General features: G+C 66.9%; 15 protein-coding genes and 2 pseudogenes. 10 read left to right on the top strand and 7 right to left on the bottom strand.

The window, feature by feature from the left end:
* Positions 1-6 precede the first annotated feature (6 nt).
* Complete coding sequence (locus MAAFP003_RS18110) at positions 7-1953, bottom strand: acyl-CoA dehydrogenase family protein (protein WP_096289069.1); 1947 nt, start codon at positions 1951-1953, stop codon at positions 7-9.
* 181 nt (positions 1954-2134) lie between these two features.
* Between MAAFP003_RS18110 and MAAFP003_RS18105 the strand changes: the two genes are divergently transcribed.
* Entirely contained in the window at positions 2135-3256 is a 1122-nt protein-coding gene (locus MAAFP003_RS18105; RefSeq protein ID WP_096289067.1) for an esterase-like activity of phytase family protein, read from the top strand.
* Here the strand turns inward: MAAFP003_RS18105 and MAAFP003_RS18100 are convergent.
* Both MAAFP003_RS18100 and MAAFP003_RS18095 read right to left on the bottom strand, forming a co-directional pair.
* Positions 3215-5491 (bottom strand): annotated as a pseudogene (locus MAAFP003_RS18100) (ATP-binding cassette domain-containing protein). The gene MAAFP003_RS18105 and the pseudogene MAAFP003_RS18100 sit on opposite strands and share 42 nt — an antisense overlap.
* A gap of 101 nt (positions 5492-5592) precedes the next feature.
* Positions 5593-6069: a MarR family winged helix-turn-helix transcriptional regulator gene (locus MAAFP003_RS18095; RefSeq protein WP_096289065.1), complete on the bottom strand. Its 477-nt coding sequence runs from the start codon at positions 6067-6069 to the stop codon at positions 5593-5595.
* Between the two features lie 201 nt (positions 6070-6270).
* On the opposite strand from MAAFP003_RS18095, the gene MAAFP003_RS18090 reads away from it, so the two are divergent.
* Genes MAAFP003_RS18090 through MAAFP003_RS18075 form a run of 4 tightly spaced genes read left to right on the top strand, consistent with a single transcriptional unit; the run spans position 6271 to position 11351 of the window.
* Positions 6271-8241 carry an ABC transporter ATP-binding protein gene (locus tag MAAFP003_RS18090; protein WP_165796457.1) on the top strand — a complete coding sequence of 657 codons (1971 nt, stop codon included), beginning with the start codon at positions 6271-6273 and terminating at the stop codon, positions 8239-8241.
* Positions 8238-9098 (top strand): energy-coupling factor transporter transmembrane component T family protein, encoded by an 861-nt coding sequence (locus tag MAAFP003_RS18085; RefSeq protein ID WP_096289061.1) that lies wholly within the window; start codon positions 8238-8240, stop codon positions 9096-9098. The genes MAAFP003_RS18090 and MAAFP003_RS18085 overlap by 4 nt, the downstream gene beginning before the upstream one ends.
* Positions 9099-9121: 23 nt before the next feature.
* A complete protein-coding gene (locus MAAFP003_RS18080; RefSeq protein ID WP_096289059.1) occupies positions 9122-9574 on the top strand; it encodes an SRPBCC family protein in 453 nt (150 codons plus the stop codon).
* The gene (locus MAAFP003_RS18075) at positions 9567-11351 is read left to right on the top strand and encodes a sulfatase-like hydrolase/transferase (protein WP_096291259.1); all 1785 of its coding nucleotides are present in this window, start codon (positions 9567-9569) and stop codon (positions 11349-11351) included. The genes MAAFP003_RS18080 and MAAFP003_RS18075 overlap by 8 nt, the downstream gene beginning before the upstream one ends.
* Positions 11352-11414: 63 nt before the next feature.
* On the opposite strand, the gene MAAFP003_RS18070 is transcribed toward MAAFP003_RS18075, so the two are convergent.
* Positions 11415-11861, bottom strand: coding sequence for an Rv2324 family transcriptional regulator (locus MAAFP003_RS18070; RefSeq protein WP_096289057.1), 447 nt, complete (start codon positions 11859-11861; stop codon positions 11415-11417).
* 121 nt (positions 11862-11982) lie between these two features.
* Between MAAFP003_RS18070 and ddaH the strand changes: the two are divergent.
* From ddaH to MAAFP003_RS18055, 3 genes and pseudogenes are all read left to right on the top strand, one after another.
* A pseudogene (ddaH, locus tag MAAFP003_RS18065) lies at positions 11983-12865 on the top strand (dimethylargininase).
* A gap of 132 nt (positions 12866-12997) precedes the next feature.
* On the top strand, positions 12998-14233 hold the full coding sequence (gene rocD, locus MAAFP003_RS18060; protein WP_096289055.1) for an ornithine--oxo-acid transaminase: 1236 nt from the start codon (positions 12998-13000) through the stop codon (positions 14231-14233).
* A 29-nt stretch (positions 14234-14262) separates the two neighbouring features.
* Positions 14263-15690 (top strand): APC family permease, encoded by a 1428-nt coding sequence (locus MAAFP003_RS18055; protein ID WP_096289053.1) that lies wholly within the window; start codon positions 14263-14265, stop codon positions 15688-15690.
* Here the strand turns inward: MAAFP003_RS18055 and MAAFP003_RS18050 are convergent.
* Genes MAAFP003_RS18050 through MAAFP003_RS18040 form a run of 3 tightly spaced genes read right to left on the bottom strand, consistent with a single transcriptional unit; the run spans position 15687 to position 18707 of the window.
* Positions 15687-17024 (bottom strand): ABC transporter substrate-binding protein, encoded by a 1338-nt coding sequence (locus tag MAAFP003_RS18050; protein ID WP_096289051.1) that lies wholly within the window; start codon positions 17022-17024, stop codon positions 15687-15689. The genes MAAFP003_RS18055 and MAAFP003_RS18050 overlap by 4 nt on opposite strands.
* Positions 17021-17845 carry a carbohydrate ABC transporter permease gene (locus tag MAAFP003_RS18045; RefSeq protein ID WP_096289049.1) on the bottom strand — a complete coding sequence of 275 codons (825 nt, stop codon included), beginning with the start codon at positions 17843-17845 and terminating at the stop codon, positions 17021-17023. The genes MAAFP003_RS18050 and MAAFP003_RS18045 overlap by 4 nt, the downstream gene beginning before the upstream one ends.
* Entirely contained in the window at positions 17832-18707 is an 876-nt protein-coding gene (locus MAAFP003_RS18040; RefSeq protein ID WP_096289047.1) for a carbohydrate ABC transporter permease, read from the bottom strand. The genes MAAFP003_RS18045 and MAAFP003_RS18040 overlap by 14 nt, the downstream gene beginning before the upstream one ends.
* Positions 18708-18767: 60 nt before the next feature.
* On the opposite strand from MAAFP003_RS18040, the gene MAAFP003_RS18035 reads away from it, so the two are divergent.
* Entirely contained in the window at positions 18768-20285 is a 1518-nt protein-coding gene (locus MAAFP003_RS18035) for a TldD/PmbA family protein (protein ID WP_096291258.1), read from the top strand.
* A complete protein-coding gene (locus MAAFP003_RS18030; protein WP_096289045.1) occupies positions 20282-21655 on the top strand; it encodes a TldD/PmbA family protein in 1374 nt (457 codons plus the stop codon). Before MAAFP003_RS18035 ends, MAAFP003_RS18030 begins: the two co-directional genes overlap by 4 nt.
* The last annotated feature ends 5 nt before the right edge of the window (positions 21656-21660 follow it).

Raw genomic sequence — 21660 nt, 5'->3', positions numbered from 1 at the left:
GCGTGTTCAGTCGGCTTCGGGCAGGTTTTCCGGGTGCAGCATCTCGGCGTAGCGCAACGGCTCCGGGATGCCGAAGCCGTCAACCAGTGTCTCGGCATGCGGGCGCAGGGCCCGGCACCGATCGTTGATGCCGCGGGTCACCGCCTTGGCCCGCCCGGTGGACAGGTAACCGTGCTCGATGTACCAGGCCTTGTCTTCTTCGATCACCGACAGCGCGTACAGGTCGCACACGATCTCCAGTAGCTCACGGGCCGCGTCGTTTTCGCAGGCGTCGATACCTGCGACGAATGCTTCCAACACGATGCGGTCGATGTGTGCACTCGCGGCATGCAGCACGTGATCCTGCACGGCGTTGAACGCGTCGAACTCCGACATCTCCTTGGACTTGCCCTGGAGGCGACGCGCGACCGAAGACAGCAGGTATTCCTCGCGCTCTTCGAACATGTTCACCTGGGTGCCGCGGTTGAACAGGCTGCCCTCTTCTTCGCTGTCCTGGCGAGAGTCGACGAGGGTTTGCATAATCGCTTCGGCCGCAGTACGTTTCAGCACCCGCTCGCCAACGGTGTTGGCCGCGAACCGAACCCAATCGACCGGGCTCATGCTCTTGATGTCGTCGGCGTAGGCGGTCAACAGTTCCTTGGCCACCAGCTGGGTCAGCACGTGGTTGTCACCCTCGAAGGTGGTGAACACGTCGGTGTCGGCCCGCAGGGCGATCAGCCGGTTCTCGGCCATGTAGCCCGCGCCGCCACACGCTTCGCGCGCTTCCTGAATGGCGCGGCTGGCATGCCAGGTGTTGGCCGCCTTCAGGCCGGCCGCACGCGATTCCAGCTCGCGCTGCTCCTCGGCGTCGGGAAAGTCCGACGTCTGCAGGTCGTGGCACTTGGACACCAGCTCGTTCTGGGCGAACTGCAGCGCATACGACTTGGCTATCAACGGGAATAGCCGCCGCTGATGCACCAGATAGTCCATGATCAGGACTTCGCCCTCGTCGGCGGGAGCGCTGAACTGCCTGCGCTGCAACGCATATCGAGTGGCGATGTCGAGCGCGACGCGGGCGGCGTTACCGGCGCTGCCGCCGACGGTGATCCGGCCACGGATCAGCGTGCCGATCATCGTGAAGAACCGGCGGTTCGCGTTGTCGATCGGGGAGCTGTACGTGCCGTCTGGCGCGACGTCGCCATACTTGTTCAACAGATTCACCCGCGGGACGCGGACATGGTCGAACATGATGCGGCCGTTGTCCACACCGGGCAGGCCGCCCTTGTAGTGACAGTCCGACGTCGTCACGCCGGGCAGATCGTTGCCGTCGGTGTCGCGGATCGGTACCAGCACACAGTGCACGCCGTGGTTGACCGGCTCACCGTTCTCGGTGGTGATCAGCTGCGCGAAAACCGCTGCTACCGTTGCTGTCTCGGCGGCCCCGCCGATGTAGTCCTTCCGGGCGGTCGGGGTGGGGGAGTCGATGACGAACTCTTCGGTTTGCGTGTCGTAGGTCGCTGTCGTCTCCAGCGCCTGCACGTCGCTGCCGTGCCCGGTCTCGGTCATCGCGAAGCACCCGCGGAGCTCGAGATTGATGACCTTTTTCACATACGGTTCGTGATGGCGCTCGGTGCCCAAGTTTTCGACGGCCCCACCGAACAGGCCCCACTGCACCCCCGCCTTGACCATCAGGGACAGATCCGACATCGCGAGCATCTCGATCATCGTGATCGCCGCGCCGACGTGGCCGGTGCCGCCGTGTTCCTTGCGGAATCCCTCGTCGGGGATTCCCGCGGCGGCGATGAGCTTCATCTGCTCGAACACCTTGGCGCGGGCCAGGACCGTGTTCGGCGTGTAGTGCGGCCGGAACTGATCCTGGCTCAGCCATTTGCGGGTCTCGTTCTTCGCATCCCGGAAACGTCCGTCCAACGCGTCGCGCAGGTGCTCGGCAGTGTTTGTCGTGTCTGGCGCCATACCCGACGGTAACCTGCCGGCCGCTCCGCGGGAACAACCCACCGGTGCCGACCGTGTGGCGGTGTATCAGCGTTGCGGAGGCGGCAGGATGCGATTAGATGACGTCATGTCCCAGCCCGGCACCTTGCCCGGAGAACCCGGAGTCAGACGACGCCTGCCTGCTCGTGGCGGCAGTCGTTTGATGCGGGGCCGGTCGCTGACGCTGGTCGGGTTATGTCTTTCCTGCTTGCTCACCGGTTGCGATGCCGCGCGCCCGTCGGCTCCGCCGAGTCCGCCGCGGCCGGTGCTGGCCTACCTCGGTCAGGCCCAGGTCGCCTTCGGCACCACTTTCGGTGACACCACGATCGGCGGCTTGTCTGCTCTGAGCTACGACCCGGAGCGCGGACTCTACTACGTGATCAGCGACGACCGCTCGGAGAAGAACCCCGTCCGGTTCTACGCCGTGCAATTGTCGTTGTCGGACAAAGGAATTGACGGGGTTACCTTCACCGCCACCCACCCACTGCTGGACCGGTCGGATCAGCCGTTTCGGCCGCTGGCGGTGAACACGACGCCGCCGGTGGTTCCTCCCGACCCGGAGGGCATCGCGTTCGACCGTGCCCGGCAACGCTTGTATTGGAGTTCGGAAGGCGAGCGGCTGGCCGAGGGGCCGGTGCTGCTGGACCCGTGGGTCAGGACCGCGGGACTCGACGGCGCCTATCTTGGGCAGTTCACGTTGCCGGCCAATCTGGCCATGTCCGCTCAGCAGACCGGACCGCGGCGCAACCGGGCGCTCGAGGGCGTGACGCTGACGCCTGACGGTCGATCGGTGTTCGCCTCGATGGAGGACCCGGGCTACAACGACGGCCCCGAGACCGGTGACGGGAACCGGGTGCTGACCCGGTTCACCAAATTCGACGTCGCCACCGGAAAGCCCACCGCCCAGTACGCCTACCCGATGGAGCCACCCACACCGCCGGCCGAGGAGAACGGCGTCTCGGATCTGGTGGCGCTGACGGATACGACGTTTCTGGTGATCGAGCGGACCGATTCCATGCCGCAGACGATCCGCGTCTACCGAGCCGAGATCGGTTCTGCCACAAACGTATTGGATATGCCGTCGATGACGAACGTGATGTTGACGCCGATGACGAAGTCGTTGGCGGTCGACATGACAGCGACACCGGGCCTGTCGCCGCTGGGCAACATCGAAGGCATCACGCTGGGACCGAAGTTGACCGACGGCCGTCAATCGGTCGTATTCGTCAGCGACAACAATTTCTCACCTCGGGGAATCACTCAGTTCCTGCTGTTCGCGATGTAGCGGCCGCGGGCCGATGTCGCGGGTCGGCGGCCGAAGCCGGTACCGAGCAAAACCGGCCCACAGCGCGCCGAAGCTGGCGAGCACGATCATGTCGAACATCCACCAGCCCGCATAGTGCGTCCAGACCAGGATGTCGGCGGCCTGGGCGTCGACTCGGTGCAGGTCGACGGTCGAGGCGGATGCCGCGAAGCCCCACTGCGCGGGGACGAACCAGGAGATCTGGTCGTAGCCCCAGGTGCCTACCAGGGTGATCAGGCCACCGGCGAACACCGCCGAGGCCAGGATCGCCGGGATGGCCAGTGGCAGGACCTCGCGCAGCGACGTGCCCATGGCCGACAGCGCCAGGCCCACGACCGCCGAGACGATGGCCGTTAGCGCCACGCCGACATACAGCTCGGCGGTGGCGTTGTGCAGCAACACAGCGCCACGCGTCGGCTGGCCCTTGTCGGCGATGACGATCGCGAACACGACGCCCGCCAGCGCGGCCGCGGCCACGCCGAAGAAGACGATCTTGGCCGCCAGATATGCCGACGTCGAAAGCCCGACGGCTTGCTCGCGCCGGAAAACGCGCCGCTCGCCGGCCAGTTCGCGAATGGTCAGCGCGATACCCAGGATTACCGCGGCGATGTTGAGTGCGGCCAGGATCTCGACGGCTTCATGGGGGTTGCGGCTCGTCGGCCCGGGCCGGCCCAGGCCGGAGTCACCGGGAATCAGCAACGCCAAGCCCGCCAACGCGAGCGGCAGCGCCACCAAGAACACGGTGTAAAGCGGGTCCGCGACCAGCACCCGCACTTGGCGACGCGCGACCAGCCAGGCCTGGCGGGTCAGGGTCGGCGCTTGCTGCGGCGGCCACGGTGCGGCGACCTCGGGCGGTTCCGCCTGACCGGGTGCCTGTTGCCGTGCGGTGAACGCGCGGTGCGCCCCGTCGGGATCGGCGCTGATCCGCGCGAGAGCTTCGGACCAGTCCGCAGTGCCCAGCGCGGACTGGACCTGCGGCGGCGCTCCGGTGAAGGCCAGCGTCCCGGCGGCCGTGAGCACCAGGACCTGGTCGCAGATCGTGAGGTGGGTCGGTGTCGTGGTGGCCACCACGACGACACAGCCCAGATTGGCCTGACGTCGCAGCACGGCCATTACGTGATCTTCTTGCTCCTCATCGAGTCCGATGCCCGGCTCGTCGACCACCAGCAGGCTCGGCCGGGTGATCTGTTCGATCGCCACCGATGCGCACCGGCGTAGTTCCGGGGTGAGCTTGCCGATCCGCGTCGTGCGGTGCGGCGTCAGCTCCACCTCTTCGAGCACCTGATCGACCACCCGGTCGCGATGCTCGGGTGTCGTGTCGGGCGGCAGCCGCAACTCGGCGGTGTAGCGCAGGGCTCGTTCGACGGTCAGCCGCCGGTGCATGGTCTCGTTGCGTCCGACGATCCCGATGCGGGTGCGCATCGGGTCGAGTTCGGCGTACACGTCGTGGCTGTCGATGGTGAGCTGCCCGGTGCTGGGCGCCCGGGTGCCGGCCAGCATCCCCAGCAGCGCCGAATTGCATGCGGCCGACGGGCCGGTGACCGCGGTCAGCGTGCCCGGGCGCGCCGTGAACGACACGTCCGTGAGCAGATCGTGGCTGTCGGTGCGCAGTCCCAGCCGGTAGGCGTTGACGCCGACCGTGCGGGCACCGGTCGCCAGCGGCAGCCGATAGGTCGTGTTCGGCTCCTCGGCGCGGAAGTTGGTGGTGGCCTCGGCGGGACGGCTTGCCCGCAGCTTGCGGGTCGCGTCGGTCATCCGCTCGATCAGGCCACGGCCCTTGGGCTGTTCCTCCGGCGCGATGGGTTGCTCTCGTGGCGCGAGCGGTGGAGGCGCGGGCGGAGGCGGCGGTGCGGCAGACTAGCCCACTCACTTTCAGATAGACAACAAGAGAACCTCTAACAAGACAGAAACGACAAACATAGATAATTGAGTCTATGGAGAAGGTGCCAACCAAGTTAATATGGGCGTCAGTTGTGTATAGCGTCAGATGTGTATGAGAGAAAGGATGTCGACCGTCGGCACCCGAGAGCCGTCGACGAAGATGCCGCCGCGGCTCCTATCGATGGCGACCCAGCGCGTCTCGGCAAAGCGCAGCAGCACGTCGGGCTGCGGAATCGGCGGTGGCGGGGCGGCAAAGCCCAGGCGGTCCAGCGGGATGTCACACCAATCCCCGTACGCCACGATCGCGTCGCGGCCCGGGGCAAACACGTACCGCATCGGGCCGACGAAGACGGTGAGCGGTGAGGCTGGGAAGGCGGAAGCCACTGACTAAGTGTCTACCCGCTGGCGGTCATCGCCCCACAAGGGGTGCACGCCGGTCACAGTGTGTTGCGGCGCGGCGTCGCCGCGGCATTGTCGAGCAGTCGGCGCAGCACCTGGACCGCCTCCGCGAGCACCTCGCGGTCGGCGGGCTCGAGCATCGCCAGCTGCGGTTCGATCGCGGCGGCGCGGTCGGCCCGGACCGCGTTCAGCGTGCGTCGTCCCTCGTCGGTGATGCGGATCCGGACCGCACGGGCATCGCCGGGGTCGACGGTTCGGCTAACCAGCCCGGCGTCCTCGAGTCGGCGCACCTGGGTGGTCATCGTGGGTTGCGAGCAGTGGTCGACGGCGGCAAGGTCGCCGATGCGGGCTTCTCCGTGAACCTCGACAGTCGCGAGCAGTCTGGCCTGCGCCGAAGGCAGCGGCATCTGGATACGTTGGGTAGCCAGTCGGTTCAGCCGCGCGACCACAGCGAGCAGGTCCGCGCCCAGCCCCTGCTGGAGCGCGACGTTTGCGGTGTCGACAACGTTGTCCATAGATCCATGCTTGCATAGCTTTGCTATGCGAGACCAACCGCTGTCGCCCTGATGCACAGAATCGTCACCGGCCAGCAAAGGGCCGCTAACTCGGGGCGGCCGGTGTGTCGGCCTGGCACAATCGAGAAAGTGACCTTGCGCCCTCTTCGGCACAGCACGAGCGGACCGCTGCAGCCGAACGAATTAGCTCAGGCCGCGGTGATGGGGGCGCTGTGTGCGGTGACCGCAATCATTGCCGCGGTCATTCCGTTCGCTCAGGGCTTCGGCGTGCTGGGCACGGTGCCGATGGGGTTGCTCGCCTACCGCTTCCGTCCTCGGGTGCTGATCGCCTCGGCCGTCGCCGCGACGGTGATCGCTTTCTTGATTTCCGGGATGGGCAGTTCGGCGATGGTTGTCGACGCCGCCTGGGTCGGTGGGATATGCGGCATCGTCAAGCGCAAGGGCCGCGGCGTACCCACGGTGATCGTCTCGTCCCTGGTTGCCGGATTCCTCTGGGGCGCCGCCTGGGTCGGCGTGTTCGCCGTGCTGACTCGGTTGCGGCAGTTGATCTTTGGCGTACTGACCGCGAACGTCAACGGCGTCGCCGCATTCTTGCGCTGGGTGCACCTGCCGAATGTCGCCGCGGCGCTGCAGCGTTACGTCGCGGAGGGGCTGCAGTACTGGCCGTGGTTGGTGCTGCCGTACTTGATGTTCGTCGTCGTGCTGGTGACGCTGGTCGGCTGGTCGGGGTTGTCGCGGCTGCTGGAACGGATGGGCGACATCCCCGATGTGCACAAATTGGATCCACCCGACATCGAACTGCCCGCGGATGCCGGGATCGGTCCGGTGCCGGTGCGGCTGGACCGGGTGCGGTTCCGTTACCCCAAGGCGGCTAAGGACGCACTGCGCGAAGTCAGCCTGGAGGTGCGAAGCGGCGAGCACGTCGCGATCACCGGCGCCAACGGCTCGGGCAAGACCACGCTGATGCTGATCCTGGCCGGCCGGCGGCCGACCTCGGGAACCGTGCACCGGCCCGGCGCGGTGGGTTTGGGCCGACAGGGCGGCACGGCGCTTGTCCTGCAACACCCGAAGAGTCAAGTGTTGGGCACCCGGGTCGCCGACGACGTGGTGTGGGGCTTACCCCCGGACGCCAAGGTCGACGTGAGCCGGCTCCTGCACGAGGTGGGCCTCGACGACCTTGCCGAAAGCGATACGTCCAGTCTGTCGGGCGGGCAGTTACAGCGTCTGGCGCTCGCCGGGGCACTCGCCCGGGAGCCCGCCTTGCTCATCGCCGACGAGGTCACCTCCATGATCGATCAGCAGGGTCGCGATGCCTTGCTGGACGTGATGTCGGGCCTCACCACACGGCACCGGACCGCCCTGGTGCACATCACCCACTTCGACGACGAGGCCGCGTCGGCAAACCGCACGATCAATCTCAGCGAGTCGTCGGACAACACCGTCACGATCGGATTCGACGAATCGTTGGTGTCAAGCGCCGTGCCGCCGCGGCGCCACGACGCGGGAGCGATCGAACTCGTCGGCGTCGGGCACGAATACGCCAGTGGCACACCGTGGGCCAAGACCGCGTTGCGCGACATCAACTTCGTCGCCGAGCAGGGTGATGGTGTGTTGATCCATGGCGACAACGGCTCGGGCAAGTCGACACTCGGGTGGATCATGGCCGGGCTGACGGTCCCCACCACGGGCACCTGCCTGATCGACGGCGAGCCCACCCATGAGCGTGTCGGCGTGGTGGCATTGGCATTTCAGTCGGCCCGGCTGCAATTGATGCGCAGCCACGTCAACCTGGAAGTGGCCCCGGCGGCGGGTTTTTCGCATGAAGACGAAGAGCGGGTCGCCGCGGCATTGGGTTTGGTCGGGTTGCAGCCCGCGTTGGCCGAGCGCCGCATCGACCAACTCAGCGGTGGCCAGATGCGCCGCGTGGTGCTGGCCGGAATGTTGGCGCGTTCGCCGCGAGCGCTCATTCTCGACGAGCCGCTGGCGGGATTGGACGTCGCCAGTCAGCGCGGGTTGCTGACACTGCTGGACCGCCTTCGCCGTGAGCAGGGTCTGACTCTGGTGGTGATCTCGCACGACAGCATCGGCCTGGAAGGAATTTGCCCGCGCACGTTGCATTTGCGCGACGGCGTGCTGGAAACGGTGCCCACCGCGACCGGGGGTGCGGCATGACCGACACCGCGTCCCCGCGCGCCGCCAAGGCCACCACCAAGAAACCCCGTCGTCCGGTGGTGCTGTTGGTACCGGTCCCCGGAGACACCGTCATCCACAGGTTGTGGGCCGGCACCAAACTTCTGGTCGTTGTCGGCACCGCGGTGCTGCTGACCTTCTATCCGGGTTGGGTGACCATCGGGCTACTCGGGGCCCTGACGATCGCGGCGGTGTGGCTGGCGCACATTCCGCGCGGCGCCATGCCATCGGTGCCGCGCTGGATGTGGTTCATGATCGCGCTGGGCTTCATCACCGCCGCGGTCGCCGGTGGTAGTCCGGTGGTATCGGCGGGCGGGCTTCATGTTGGCCTCGGCGGATCACTGCATTTCCTGCGGGTGACCGCATTGACGATCTTGTTGATAGCGCTCGGGGCGCTCGTGTCCTGGACGACCAATGTCGCCGAAATCGGCCCAGCACTGGCAACTTTGGGCCGCCCGTTCAAGGTATTCCGGATCCCGGTCGACGAATGGGCTGTGACGTTGGCGCTGGCGTTGCGCGCCTTTCCGATGCTGATCGAGGAGTTCCAGGTGCTCTACGCCGCCCGCCGGCTGCGTCCCAAAGAGTTGCCGGCGACCCGCAGGGCCCGGCGCAAGCAACAGGGCCGGGAGCTGATCGACCTGCTCGCGACGGCCATGGTCGTGACGTTGCGGCGTGCCGACGAGATGGGCGACGCGATCACCGCTCGCGGCGGGGCGGGTCAGCTGTCGGCGTCTCCGGCCCGACCGAAACCGGCGGACTGGGTGGCGCTGGCGCTGTTTGCCGCGGCGGGGTCCGCGTCGGTGGTGGTCGAGACAATGATGCACATCACTCCGATTTAAGACTTGTCGCGTAGCGTAAGCGCGTGGCCGACATCCAGCGCACTCGTACCATTGCTGCGCGCCCGCAAGAGGTCTGGGATGTCCTGGCGGACTTCGGCGCCATCGTTTCGTGGGCCGATAACGTCGACCACTCGTGCATCTTGGCTTCGGGAGCCGACGGAGCACCGGTCGGCACCACGAGACGAGTCCAGGTCAAACGCGACACACTGGTCGAGCGCATCACCGAGTTCGACCCGCCCCACGCGCTCGCCTACGACATCGAGGGTCTGCCCCGGCTGCTGCGCCGGGTGGTCAACCGCTGGACGCTGGCGGCGGGTTCGGGCGATTCGACCGTGGTGACGCTGACCACCACGGTTGAGATCGGGCCCTGGCCGCCGCAGCAGCTTGCCGAACGTGTCGTGTGTCAAGTAGCTGCGCGACAATCTGATTCGATGCTCGCCGGGCTTGCCAACCGATTGGAGAATGCGCGTGTCTGATCGCCCCGACATCGTCATCCTGATGACCGACGAGGAACGGGCGGTGCCGCCGTACGAGACGCCCGGTGTGCTGGCGTGGCGCGACCGAGTACTGACGGGCCGCAAGTGGTTCGACGACCACGGTGTCAGTTTCGGCCGCCACTACACGGGATCGCTCGCCTGCGTGCCGAGCCGCCCGACCATTTTCACCGGGCAGTACCCGGACCTGCACGGCGTCACCCAGACGGACGGCATCGGGAAGACGGCAGACGATTCCCGGATGCGCTGGCTTCGTCCCGGCGAGGTGCCCACCCTGGGCAACTGGTTTCGCGCGGCCGGATACGACACGCACTACGACGGCAAGTGGCACATCTCGCACGCGGATCTCGAAGACCCGGACACCGGCCGTTCGCTGGCGACCAACGACGACGACGGCGTCGTCGACCCGGCCGCGGTGCAACGCTATCTGGACGCGGATCCGCTTGGGCCGTATGGCTTTTCCGGGTGGGTCGGCCCGGAGCCACACGGGGCGCTGCTGGGCAATGCCGGGATTCGCCGCGATCCGCTGATCGCCGATCGCGTCGTGGCGTGGCTCACCGACCGCTACGCGCGCCGTCGCGCCGGCGACCCGTCCGCGCTGCGCCCGTTCCTGCTGGTCGCCAGTTTCGTCAACCCGCACGACATCGTGCTGTTCCCGCTGTGGTCGCGGCGCAGCCCGGTCAAGCCGTCGCCGCTGGACCCGCCACCGGTCGCCCCGGCGCCCACCGCCGACGAGGACCTGTCGACCAAGCCCGCCGCGCAAATCGCCTTCCGCGAGGCGTATTACTCCGGCTACGGCCCGGCACCCGCGATCGACCGGACCTACGAGCGCGGCGCGCAGCGCTACCGCGATCTGTACTACCGCCTGCATGCCGAGGTGGACGGGCCGATCGACCGCGTCAGACGTGCGGTCACCGAAGGTGGTTCGGAGGACGCCGTTTTGGTGCGCACCGCCGATCACGGCGACCTGCTGGGCGCTCACGGCGGGCTGCATCAGAAATGGTTCAACCTCTACGACGAAGCCACCCGTGTTCCGTTCGTCATCGCCCGCATCGGTGCGCGCGCGACGCAGCCCCGGGTGGTCACGGCGCCGACATCGCATGTCGACCTGGTCCCGACGCTGCTGGGTGCCGCCGGGGTCGATGTCGCGGAAGTGGCTGCCACACTGGCGGAGTCGTTCTCGGAGGTACACGAACTGCCGGGCCGCGATCTGATGCCGGTCGTCGATGGCGCACCCGCCGACGACACCCGGGCCGTCTACCTGATGACCCGCGACAACATGCTCGAAGGGGATAGCGGCGCGTCGGGTCTGGCGCGGCGCCTGAAGCAGACGGTGAATCCGCCCGCGCCGCTGCGGATCCGGGTTCCCGCGCACACCGCCACGAATTTCGAGGGTCTGGTATTGCGGGTTGACGAGGCCGGCGGCGACGGACATCTGTGGAAGCTGGTTCGCACCTTCGACGACCCGGGCACCTGGACCGAGCCGGGCGTTCGTCATCTGGCGGCCAATGGCCTTGGGGGAGAGGCGTATCGGACGTCTCCGCTCGACGATCAGTGGGAGCTCTACGACCTGACCGCCGACCCGATCGAAGCAAACAACCGGTGGACCGATCCCAATCTGCACGACCTGCGGCAGCACCTTCGGATGCAGCTCAAGGGGGCCCGGGCGAGTTCGGTGCCGGAACGAAACCAGCCTTGGCCCTATGCAACTCGCCAGCCAGCGGCCCGGCCGGCGCGCTGGTTCGGCGCTCGAGCGTAACCACACGCTGAAAATTCAACCAAAATCCCGGCCTGGCGTTACGCTCGCGAAGCCCGGCGCGCGCTAGGTCCGCATCCGGTCGATCAGGTTTGACAGCACCACGATGCTCTCGCTGCGCTCGATGTCGGCACTCTCCCGGATGCGTTCGAGTGCGGACTCCAGGTGGCGCATATCGCGGGCCAACACGTGCAGGATCGCATCGGACGTCCCAGTCACCGTCGCGGCACTGACCACCTCGGGCATCTCCACCCAGGCCGCGCGCAACTGATCGGGCGCGATCGTGCCGTGGCAGTACACCTGCACATAGGCCTCGGTGTTCCAGCCGAGCGCATTGCGGTCGACGATCGTGGTGAAGCCCCTGATCACGCCGTTGTCGAGCATGCGGTCGATGCGCCGTTTCACCGCCGGCGCGGACAGATTCACCTTCTCGCCGATCTCGGCGAAGGTCGCCCGCGCATGCTCGGTGAGTTCGGCGAGGATGCGCTCGTCGGTGTCATCCAGGCGGTCCATTGTCCCCATTTCAAGCTTGTGCAATAAATCGCTGTCGACAGCACTGTATCGCAATAAATCATTCATAGACACGCAAGAATCGTCGTTTGATTGTGTACAGACGTCCAAATACCCTTGATCTATGACGGATTACTATGTCGCCGACCCGGCTCCGCGCGCCCGGCCCGAGGCATGGCAAGACGCCGCCCCCAGGCGGTCCAGAACAGCTCGGACTCGTCGATATGCGATGACGCCGCCGACCTACTTCGCGGTCGAGTACGCGATCAACCCGTGGATGGACACCAGTGCGCCCGTGGACGTCGACGTCGCACACGCGCAGTGGGAAGGCCTCCGGCAGACCTACCTCGGGCTCGGCCATCGCGTGGACATCGTCGAGCCGGTCCCCGGTCTGCCGGATATGGTCTACGCCGCAAATGGCGGGTTCGTCGCCGGTGAGGTCGCCATCGTCGCCCGATTCCGCTACCAGGAGCGGGCCGGCGAGGCGGTGGCGTACGGCGAGTGGATGTCGTCGATGGGTTACCAGCCCGTCACGACCCGCCACGTCAACGAGGGGCAGGGCGACCTGCTGCTGGTCGGCGAAATGGTGTTGGCGGGCTACGGCTTTCGCACCGATCGGCGCGCACATGCCGAGATCTCGGCGGCGCTGCGCATGCCGGTGGTCTCGCTCGAGCTGGTGGACCCGCGGTTCTATCACCTCGACACCGCGCTGGCCGTCCTTGACGACCACACGATCGCCTACTACCCTCCCGCCTTCAGCGTGGCGGCTCAGGATCAACTGCACGCGCTGTTTCCCGACGCTATCGTGGTGGGAAGCGCGGACGCCTACGTGCTTGGCCTCAATGTGGTATCCGACGGCCTGCATGTCGTGCTTCCTTGCGCTGCAACGGTTTTCGGAGCCCAGTTGCGGGAAGCGGGCTTCGAGGGCGTCGGCGTCGATCTCTCCGAGCTGCTCAAGGGGGGGGGGGGGTTCAGTCAAGTGCTGCACATTGGAGGTGTTTGAATGACGATTCTGGACCACCCGACTTCGTTGGCCGGCGACGAAACCGAGAACGCGATCGGACTCGTCGAAAAGTATGCAGCGAAGAATTATTCGCCGTTGCCCGGGGTGGGGGAGACACAGCATTGGAGGTGTTTGAATGACGATTCTGGACCACCCGACTTCGTTGGCCGGCGACGAAACCGAGAACGCGATCGGACTCGTCGAAAAGTATGCAGCGCAGAATTATTCGCCGTTGCCCGTGGTGGCGGCAAGCGCCGACGGTGCCTGGATCACCGACGTCGAGGGCAGGCGCTACCTGGATTGCCTGGCCGCGTATTCGGCGGTCAACTTCGGGCACCGCAACCCGGAGATCACCGCGACAGCGCACGCCCAGCTCGACACCGTCACGCTGGTCAGTCGCGCATTCCACGCCGCGAACCTGGGCCCGTTTTGCGCCGGGCTTGCCGAGTTGTGCGGCAAAGACATGGTGCTGCCGATGAACTCGGGCGCCGAGGCCGTCGAGAGCGGCCTCAAGGTCGCCCGCAAGTGGGGCGCTGACGTCAAGGGCGTGTCCGAGGGCCGCGCCAACATCGTCGTGGCCGAGAACAATTTCCACGGCCGCACGATCAGCATCGTCAGCTTCTCCTCGGACCCGACGGCGCGCGGCGGCTTCGGTCCGTTCACCCCTGGCTTCCGTGCGGTGCCCTTCGGTGATGTCGCGGCGTTGGCCGAGGCGATCGACGAGAACACCGTCGCGGTGCTGCTCGAACCGATCCAGGGCGAGGCCGGCATTATCGTGCCGCCCGACGACTACCTACCGGCCGTTCGTGCGCTGTGCACCGGACACAACGTGCTGATGATCGCCGACGAGATTCAATCGGGCCTGGCGCGCACCGGTTACACGTTCGCCTGCGACCGGTGGGGTGTGGTGCCCGACGTCTATCTGCTCGGCAAGGCGCTCGGCGGCGGCGTCGTCCCGCTGTCGGCGGTGGTCGCAAACCGCGATGTCCTCGGTGTGCTGCATCCGGGTGAGCACGGCTCGACGTTCGGGGGCAACCCGCTGGCCGCCGCGATCGGCACCACGGTGGTCGCGATGCTGGCGCGGGGCGAATTCCAGGCCCGCTCGGCCGAATTGGGAGCCCATCTGCACGGACGGTTGCGGGACCTGATCGGTGACGGTGTGATCGCGGTGCGTGGCTTCGGCTTGTGGGCCGGCGTCGACATCGAACCCACCCTGGCCACCGGCAAGGAGATCAGCCTGCGGCTGGCCGAGCGCGGTGTGCTGGTCAAAGACACGCACGGTTCGACGCTGCGGTTCGCGCCACCGCTGGTGATTACCGAGCAAGAAATCGATTGGGTCATCGACCAGTTTGTCGCCGTCTTGCGGGCATAATCAGCTGATCCAGCACGAGGGGGCGCCATTTGCCAGCCAGCTCGATCAGCCTGACAGCACAGATGCTGCGGCGCCGCCCGGTATCCGGCGCGCCCGTCGCAGCCGGGGCCGCGGAGCATCTCAAACGCGGCATCACCGCGTTCCAGCTGACCATGTTCGGGGTCGGTTCGACGATCGGCACCGGCATTTTTTTCGTGCTGTCGCAGGCGGTGCCGGAAGCCGGTCCCGGGGTGATCGTCTCGTTCATCATCGCCGGCGTCGCGGCCGGGCTGGCCGCTATCTGCTACGCCGAATTGGCCTCGGCCGTCCCGGTTTCCGGGTCTTCGTATTCGTATGCGTACGCGACGCTGGGTGAGGTGGTCGCGATGGCGGTCGCGGCCTGCCTGCTGCTGGAGTACGGCGTAGCGACCGCGGCGGTGTCGGTGGGCTGGAGCGGCTACGTCAACAAGCTGCTGCACAATTTGTTCGGATTCGAGCTCCCGCATGCGTTGTCGGAGGCGCCGTGGGATTCCGACCCCGGCTACGTTAATCTGCCGGCGGTCATCCTGATCGCCATGTGCGCGCTGTTGCTGATCCGCGGCGCCAGCGAATCGGCGCGGGTGAACGCGATCATGGTGATGATCAAGCTCGGCGTGCTGGGCATGTTCGTGATCATCGCGTTCACCGCATTCGACGCCAACCAGCTCAAGGATTTTGCCCCGTTGGGCGTGGCCGGAATCGGCTCGGCGGCGGGCACGATCTTCTTCTCGTTCATTGGCCTGGACGCCGTGTCCACCGCGGGCGAAGAGGTGAAGGACCCGCAGAAGACCATGCCGCGCGCCCTGATCGCGGCGCTGACCACGGTCACCACCGTCTACGTGCTCGTCGCGCTCGCCGCACTGGGCACCCAGCCGTGGCAGGATTTCGCCGGGCAGGAGGATGCCGGGCTGGCGACCATCCTCGACAACGTCACACATCAACGCTGGGCCAGCACGATTCTGTGCGCGGGCGCGGTCATCTCGATTTTCACCGTCACCCTGATCACGATGTACGGCCAAACCCGCATCTTGTACGCGATGGCCCGCGACGGGCTGCTGCCGTCGCGATTCGCATTGATCAACAGGCGCACGTTGACTCCGGTGTCGAACACGGTGATCGTCGCCGTCGCCACCGGGACATTGGGTGGCCTCGTCCCGCTGGACAAGCTGGCGGACATGGTGTCCATCGGCACGCTGACCGCGTTCATAGTCGTCGGGGTCGGCGTGATCATTCTGCGGGTGCGCGAGCCGGACCTGCCCCGCGCGTTCAAAGTGCCCTTTTACCCTGTCACGCCGGTGCTTTCGGTGCTGGCCTGCGGCTACATCCTGTCCAGCCTGCACTGGTACACCTGGATCGCGTTCAGCGGCTGGATCTTCGTGGCGTTGATCTTCTACTTCGGGTGGGGCCGCCACCACAGCGCGCTCAACGAAACCGACTAGCGGTGCGCGGCGGCATTGGCCGCTGCCTGTGCCTGCCGCAGCGTGGTTGCGACGTTGCCGCGGCCGAGGAACATCTCGTCGAAATAGCTTTGCAGCGCGGCGTCTCCGGCCGCGAAGCCCGGACCACCCGGCGCCGGGATGCGCGGGCCCTGCAGGACGGAGAAGAAGGGCTGGACGTCGACGCCGCGCGCCGCCCAGTACTTGAAGTACACCTGCTGGGCCGAGCGCACCGCGGGGATCGCCGCACCCTGATTGCCCAGATAGGCATTGCCTTCGCTGCTGCCCATCCAGGCCAGCACCTGACGCACCGCGTCGGGATGCTTGGTAGCCGAATTACCAGCCGCGGCAATGCCATTGGTGACGCTGATCCGGCCCGCGGGTCCGATCGGCAGCATCGCGATGCCCCAGCGGAATTGGGTGTCACGCGCGATCGCCGCCAGGTTATAGGTGCCGGACTGGAACAGCGCCATCCTGCCGGCGAGGAATTGGTTGCGGGAGAAGTCGCCGTTGGTGTTGGTGTCCGAGGCCGGTGGCGCGACGTGGTCGTTGTTGATCAGGCCGACCACGTAACGGAAGGCCGCGACGGCTTGAGGATTGTCGAACGCGAACTCGTCACCGCGCTGGAACACCCCGCCCGCCGAGCCGATGTAGTTGAGGTAGATCGCCTGGGCGTCATTGGCCGCGTTGTAGCCCCACTGCCGGATCCGGCCGGGGTCGAAACCCGGTGTACCCGCAGCCTTTCCGCCGGCGTCGACGGTGAGGCGGGCCGCGGTCGGGCGCAGGGTGTCGTCGCCGTCGGGATCCCACCGCAGGCTGTTCAGCTGGCCGGGATCGATGCCGGCGGCGGCAAGCAGGTCCGCGTTGTAGTACACCGCGATACCACCGTCGGTCAGCTGCGGCACGCCCCACAGCGAGCCGTTGCGGGTGAACTGGTCGACCACCGCCGGTTCCCAATCCGAAATCGCGTCCGGGCTAAAGGTTTTGCTGATGTTCAGTAACCGGCCGTTGTCGGCGTAGCCGGCGAAGTAGGCATTGGACAGCCAGAAGATGTCGTCGGCGCTGCCGCCCGCGACGTCGGTGCGCAGCGTGTTGAAGTACGTCGCGTAGGCCACCAGGTCGACGCGCACCTCGATATCGGGATGCGTGCGGTTGAACTCCGCGAACGACTGCCGGTAGGCGTCGGCGATCGGCGTGCCCCAGACCCGCACGCGCACCACGATCTTGTTGCCGTGGGGATCGCCGGAATAGTTCAGCAGCATGGCGATGGCGGCCAACAGCACCGCGACCAGTCCCAGCGCACCGGCGGCCAGTGTGGAGGAGCGCGGCCTGTTCACTTGACACCCGAGAGGACGATCGAGGAGACGATGTGTCGCTGGGAAGCGATGAACAGCAGGGCCAGCGGGACGATCGCGATCGTGGTCGCCGCCATCACCAGCGTCCACTGCGCGTTGAAGCGGGACTGCAGTTCGGCGGTCGCCACGGTGAGCACCCGCCACTTGTGGCCGCTGGTGATCACCAACGGCCACATGAAGTTGTTCCATTGCGAGACCACGGTGATCAGCGTCAGCGTCGCCAGCACCGAGCGGCTGGACGGAACAACGACGTGGGTGATGACGTCGAGGGTGTTGGCGCCGTCGAGGCGTGCGGCGTTGACCAAGTCGTTGGGGATCAGGCGAAAGTGCTCGCGCAGCAAGAAGATCGCGTATGGGGAGCCGAACATGAACGGCAGCACCAACGCCCAGAACGTGTTGCGCAGACCCGCCTCGGCCATCATCAGATACATCGGCACCACGGTGACCGTCCCGGGCACCATCAACGTCGCGAGGTACACCCAGAACAACACGTCGCGCCCGGGGAACTCCAGCCGAGCGAACGCGTAGCCGGCCAGCACCGAGAACGTCATCTGGCCGACCAGGATCACCGCCGTCATCAACGCCGTCACCGCCGCGGCGCGCCCGAATCCGGCACCGGCCAGGTCGCCGTAGTTGGCCAGCGTGGGCGGGTGCGGCAGCTGCAGCGGTGTGCCCGTCGCGAACTGGTGCGCCGAGGTGAACGAGGTCAGTAGGCCAAGTGCGAACGGCAGCAACGTGATCAGCGCACCGACGAGCATGCCGGCGTAGATCAGCGCGTTGGCGACGCGGCTAGACGAGGTCATAGGTGATCCGCCGCCGGAAATACAGATGCTGAACGACCGTGACGCCGATCAGGATCACAAACAGCACCACCGCCATCACCGAAGCCCGGCCAATGGCCGCCGAACCGAACGCTTCGGCGTAGATGCGGTGGGCCACCAGGTCGGTGCTGCCGCCCGGCCCGCCGTCGGTCAACGCGTACACGGTGTCGAAAACCTGTGCGGTGCTGACGATCCCGGTCACCAGCACGAAGAACATCGTCGGGCGCAGCATCGGCAGGGTGATGCGCCAGAACCGCTGCCAGGCGTTGGCGCCGTCGGTGCGCGCGGCGGCGTGGATGTCATTGGGAATGGCCAGCAGGCCCGCCAAAAAGGACAGCGAGTTGTAGCCCACATTCATCCAGACGACGACCGCCGACACCAGGGGCAGAGCGAAGGTGGGATCGGAAAGCCACTCGATGCTGTGCCCGAGCATGGTCGCGATCGCGCCGTCGGTGGGCGCCAGGATCCAGCGCCACAGCACCGCGATCGCCAGCGGTGCGCAGATCCACGGCAGCACGAACACCGTCCGGAAAAAGCCGGTGCCAGGCAGCAGCCGGGCCAGCATCGAGGCGACAACCAAGCCCAGCACGGTCTGGGTGGGGACCACGATCGCCACGAAGATCGCGGTGACGAACAGCGAGTGCCCGAAGTCGGAGTCGGTCAGCACCGAGCGCCAGTTGGCCAGGCCGACGAAGCGCAGCGGACCCAGCAAGTCCCACCGGTACAGGCTGAGCCAGATCACCACCAGGATGGGCAGCAGCAGAAAGGTGATGACCCCGAACAGGCTCGGGGCCAGCAACCCATAGGCCAGCACGCTGGATCGCGGCTGACTCCGGCTGGCCATGCAGCTAATTAAAGCGGGCGCTGCCGGGGTTTGGAGTGCACAGTCGTTACGGTGGGAGCCGTGACACCGAATCGGGGGATCGATGCCGACTTCCTCGGCCTGCCGCGACACGAGCTCGCCGAGGCCGCGTTGTCGGCGGCCACGACGGCCGGGGCCAGCTACGCGGACCTGCGAATTCATCGCATCAACACCGAGATCATCCAGCTGCGCGACGGTGAACTCGAGACCGCGGTCGTCAGCCGTGAGGTGGGGTTGGCGGTGCGGGTCATCGTCGACGGCACCTGGGGGTTCGCCTCGCACGCCGAGCTGGCGCCCTCGGTCGCGGCTGAGACGGCGCGGCGCGCGGTGCACGTGGCCACCACGCTGGCGGCGCTGAACACCGAGCGCGTCGAGCTGGCGGCCGAGCCGGTCTACGCCGACGCCACCTGGGTGTCGAACTACCGGATCGACCCGTTCGACATCCCCGCGGCCGACAAGATCGGCGTGCTCGAGGAGTACTCCGGGCGGCTGCTGAGCGCCGACGGCATCGACCACGTCTCGGCGGGACTGACCGCGGTCAAGGAGCAGACGTTCTACGCCGACACCTTCGGATCGGAGATCACCCAGCAGCGGGTGCGGGTGATGCCGTCGCTGGAGGCGGTGACGGTCGATCCCGCGGCGGGCAGCTTCGACTCGATGCGCACACTGGCCCCGCCGATGGGACGCGGCTGGGAGGTGCTTGTCGGCGACGAGGTGTGGAACTGGACCGACGAGCTCGCGCAGCTGCCGGCGCTGCTGGCCGAGAAGGTCAAGTCGCCCAGCGTGACCGCAGGGCCCACCGACCTGGTGATCGATCCGACCAACCTGTGGCTGACCATTCACGAATCCATCGGCCACGCAACCGAATACGACCGCGCGATCGGCTACGAAGCCGCATATGCCGGAACGTCGTTCGCGACTCCGGACAAACTCGGCACCATGCGCTACGGCTCGCCGGTGATGAACGTGACCGCCGACCGCACCGTCGAATTCGGTTTGGCCACTATCGGTTACGACGACGAGGGGGTGGCCGCCCAGAGCTGGGACCTGGTGCGCGACGGCATGTTCGTCGGCTACCAGCTCGACCGGGTGTTCGCGCCGCGGCTGGGACAGTCGCGCTCCAACGGCTGCTCGTATGCCGACTCGCCGCATCACGTGCCCATCCAGCGGATGGCCAACGTGTCGCTGCAGCCCAGTCCCGACGACCTTTCCACCGACGATCTGATCGGCCGGGTGCAGGACGGCATCTACATCGTCGGCGACAAATCGTGGTCAATCGACATGCAGCGCTACAACTTTCAGTTCACCGGACAGCGGTTCTTTCGAATCCGCGACGGCCGGCTGGACGGCCAGCTGCGCGACGTGGCCTATCAGGCCACCACGACGGATTTCTGGAATTCGATGGAAGCCGTGGGCGGGCAGTCGACGTGGCGGCTCGGCGGCGCGTTCAACTGCGGCAAGGCGCAGCCGGGGCAGGTCGCCGCGGTCAGCCACGGCTGCCCGTCGGCGTTGTTCCGGGGTGTCAACGTGCTCAACACCCGGACCGAGGGCGGCCGATGATCACACCGCAACACGTCGTCAACATCGTCTTGGACGAGGCGGCCAAACTGGGCCGCGCCGACGAGACGATGGTGCTGGTCACCGAGAAGGTCGAAGCGACGCTGCGGTGGGCCGGCAATTCGATGACCACCAATGGGCTTTCGCACAGCCGAACGGTCACGGTCATTTCGATTGTGCGCAAGGGCGATAGCGCGTCTTTGGGCACGGTGACGTCCGCCGAGGTTGACCCGCGGGTGATCCCGAGTCTGGTGGCGGCGTCCCAGGACGCGGCCGCCGCCGCGCCGGAAGCCGGCGATGCCGCGCCGCTGCTGGCCGATACCGGGGTGCCCGTCGATTGGGATGCGCCGGTGCCCGGCACCGGGGCCGAGGTGTTCACCGATGTGGCCGCTTCGCTGAGCCGCGGGTTCGCCGGCACCGACCGGCTGTACGGCTTTGCACACCATAGTGTTTCGACGACGTTCCTGGCGTCCTCGACGGGGCTGCGGCGGCGTTACACCCAGCCGACCGGCGCGGTGGAGATCAACGGCAAGCGCGGCGACGCGAGCGCCTGGGCCGGTGTCGGGACGCACGATTTCGTTGGTGTGCAGACGGATTCGCTGCTCGAGGACCTGGCGCTGCGGCTGGGCTGGGCCGAGCGTACCGTGGCGTTGCCGGCCGGGCGGTACGAGACGCTCATGCCGCCGTCGACGGTGGCCGACATGATGATCTACCTGGGCTGGTCGATGGCCGGCCGCGGCGCGCAGGAGGGGCGGACCGCGTTCTCCGCGCCCGGCGGCGGAACGCGGGTGGGGGAGCGGCTCACCGACCTGCCGTTGACGTTGTTCTCCGATCCGATGGCGCCCGGGCTGGCATGCACGCCGTTCGTGATGGCAAGCAGTTCCTCGGAGACGGTGTCGGTGTTCGACAACGGCATGGAGATCAGCCAGGTCGACTGGATCCGCGAGGGGGTGATCAACGCACTGGCCTACCCGCGCGCCTCCGCCGCGAAGTTCGACGCGCCGGTGGCCGTCGCGGCGGACAACCTGGTGATGACTGGAGGGGACAAGGACCTTGCCGACATGATCGCGGGCACCGAGCGCGGTCTGCTGCTGACCACGCTGTGGTACATCCGCGAGGTCGATCCCACCACGCTGTTGCTCACCGGGCTGACCCGTGACGGGGTGTACCTGATCGAGGATGGCGAGGTCACCGCGGCGGTCAACAACTTCCGCTTCAACGAGAGCCCGCTGGACCTGCTGCGGCGCGCGACCGAGGCCGGCGTCAGCGAGAAGACGCTGCCGCGCGAGTGGGGCGACTGGGCGACCCGGGCGGCGATGCCGACGCTGCGGATCCCGGATTTCCATATGTCCTCGGTGAGCCAGGCGCAGTAGTCGTA

It is taken from the genome of Mycobacterium ahvazicum, assembly GCF_900176255.2.
Classification (GTDB): Bacteria; Actinomycetota; Actinomycetes; order Mycobacteriales; family Mycobacteriaceae; genus Mycobacterium; species Mycobacterium ahvazicum.
This window is presented reverse-complemented; position numbering and strand designations above follow the sequence as displayed.

Coding starts and splice junctions, on each gene's coding strand:
- MAAFP003_RS18110 (WP_096289069.1), bottom strand. CDS start 1,953: ATGGCGCCAGACACGACAAACACTGCCGAGCACCTGCGCGACGCGTTG.
- MAAFP003_RS18105 (WP_096289067.1), top strand. CDS start 2,135: ATGCGGGGCCGGTCGCTGACGCTGGTCGGGTTATGTCTTTCCTGCTTG.
- MAAFP003_RS18095 (WP_096289065.1), bottom strand. CDS start 6,069: ATGGACAACGTTGTCGACACCGCAAACGTCGCGCTCCAGCAGGGGCTG.
- MAAFP003_RS18090 (WP_165796457.1), top strand. CDS start 6,271: ATGGGGGCGCTGTGTGCGGTGACCGCAATCATTGCCGCGGTCATTCCG.
- MAAFP003_RS18085 (WP_096289061.1), top strand. CDS start 8,238: ATGACCGACACCGCGTCCCCGCGCGCCGCCAAGGCCACCACCAAGAAA.
- MAAFP003_RS18070 (WP_096289057.1), bottom strand. CDS start 11,861: ATGGACCGCCTGGATGACACCGACGAGCGCATCCTCGCCGAACTCACC.
- rocD (WP_096289055.1), top strand. CDS start 12,998: ATGACGATTCTGGACCACCCGACTTCGTTGGCCGGCGACGAAACCGAG.
- MAAFP003_RS18045 (WP_096289049.1), bottom strand. CDS start 17,845: ATGACCTCGTCTAGCCGCGTCGCCAACGCGCTGATCTACGCCGGCATG.
- MAAFP003_RS18040 (WP_096289047.1), bottom strand. CDS start 18,707: ATGGCCAGCCGGAGTCAGCCGCGATCCAGCGTGCTGGCCTATGGGTTG.
- MAAFP003_RS18030 (WP_096289045.1), top strand. CDS start 20,282: ATGATCACACCGCAACACGTCGTCAACATCGTCTTGGACGAGGCGGCC.